This window comes from Butyricicoccus sp., from assembly GCF_050872565.1.
Classification (GTDB): domain Bacteria; phylum Bacillota; class Clostridia; order Oscillospirales; family Butyricicoccaceae; genus Butyricicoccus_A.
This window is the reverse complement of record NZ_JBNMHC010000413.1, coordinates 1-1,766: the sequence shown is the minus strand read 5'-3', so window position 1 is coordinate 1,766 and position 1,766 is coordinate 1. Positions and strand designations below refer to the sequence as shown.

Here is a 1,766-nt window from a genome sequence, read left to right as displayed (position 1 = left end):
ATGTTTGCCAGACCGGTCATGCCGGAATGCATAAAGGTCGAGTCGCCGATAACAGCAACCGTCTTGCCCTCCGACTCCTTGCCCAGAGCCTTGTTAAAGCCATGGATCGAAGAGATCGAAGCACCCATGCACAGGGTCATCTCAATGGCATTCAGCGGAGCGACTGCACCCAGCGTATAGCAGCCAATGTCACCGAGTACGGTGCACTTGTTCTTGGACAGGGTGTAGAACATGCCGCGGTGCGGACATCCGGCACACATGACCGGCGGACGTGCCGGCATGGTCTCGTCCAGCTTCTTGCCTTCCGGAACCGGCAGACCCAGCTTCTCTGCAATCAGATTCTGGGAGAACTCGTCCTCAATCGGCAGAACATCCTTGCCGGTGACGGTCAGACCCAGCTGCTTGCAGTGGTTTTCAATGATCGGATCCAGCTCTTCAATGACAACCAGCTTGTCAACCTTTGCGGCGAAGTCCAAAATCAGCTTCTCCGGCAGCGGATTGACCATGCCCAGCTTGAGGATGGATGCCTTGTCGCCGAATACTTCCTTGGCATACTGATAGCAGGTGCTGGAAGCGATGACGCCGACAGAGGTATCGCCCCACTCGATGCGGTTGAATTCGCAGTTTTCTGCAAACGCAATCAGATCGCGGGTGCGCTGCTCGACAATCGGATGACGCTTCTTGGCGTTGCCCGGCATCATAACATACTTGCCGATGTTCTTTTCATACGGCTTTACCGGCGGCTCTACGCGCTCGCCCGGCTCGACGATGCTCTGCGAATGTGCCACGCGGGTGCACATCTTGATGATAAACGGTGTGTCGAACTGCTCAGACAGCTCAAACGCACGCATGGTAAAGGCACGTGCTTCTGCAGAATCCGACGGCTCCAGCATCGGAATCTTGGATGCAATCGCATGATGGCGGGAATCCTGCTCGTTCTGAGAGGAATGCATACCGGCATCATCTGCAACGACAATAACCATACCTGCGTTGACGCCGGTGTAGGAAACGGTGAACAGCGGGTCAGCAGCTACGTTGAGACCCACGTGCTTCATACCGCAGAAGCTGCGCTTGCCCGCCAGACAGGCACCAAATGCAACTTCCATAGCTACCTTTTCATTCGGTGCCCATTCGCAGTAAATTTCATCATACTTTGCGGCTTCTTCGGTTACCTCGGTACTCGGTGTACCCGGATAGCTGGAAACGACCGCGCAGCCTGCTTCATACAGGCCGCGAGCAACTGCCTTGTTGCCCAGCATAAGCTGTTTCATAAATCAGATTCCTTCCTTTGTATATACTGAGAGAGATAGAATCCAAGATTCTTCTCTTACTTGTCCTCATCCTCTTTTGCAATCTGTTCGGTCATACTGCGCAGAACGCCTGTGCCGCCGGACAGCATACGGCTGACACGGCTGATCGTCGCGCTGCTCGCGCCGGTGCATCCGAGAATCTCATTATAAATTTTTCCTTCCGTCAGCAAAACCGCCACATCGAAGCGCTGTTCCATTGCCCGCGCTTCGGATACAGTGCACAGATCCTCAAAGAACTGTCTGCACTCATCAACGTTTTTCAGCTTCAGGATGTTCTCATACAGAGCCATACTCGGCTTCTTGTGGTCTAATCTTGCCATGCGGCTTCCTCCCCTGCTGCTGCCGAACCTCCGGCAGCTGGATTGTTGACGCTTTCAATAATAAGTTTAACACAATACTGCGCAACAGTAAATATTTTCACGAAAAAACGATCTCTGTCTGTAACAGAGACCGTTT

General features: G+C 53.2%; 2 protein-coding genes. Both read right to left on the bottom strand.

Features of this window, described 5'->3' with window-relative positions:
* On the bottom strand, nt 1-1,271 hold a 1,271-nt coding region (locus ACR0P9_RS11985), incomplete at its 3' end, for an indolepyruvate ferredoxin oxidoreductase subunit alpha (RefSeq protein ID WP_432620455.1).
* Nucleotides 1,272-1,327: 56 nt separating this feature from the next.
* Entirely contained in the window at nt 1,328-1,630 is a 303-nt protein-coding gene (locus ACR0P9_RS11980) for a YerC/YecD family TrpR-related protein (RefSeq protein ID WP_216469781.1), read from the bottom strand.
* Nucleotides 1,631-1,766: the final 136 nt, after the last annotated feature.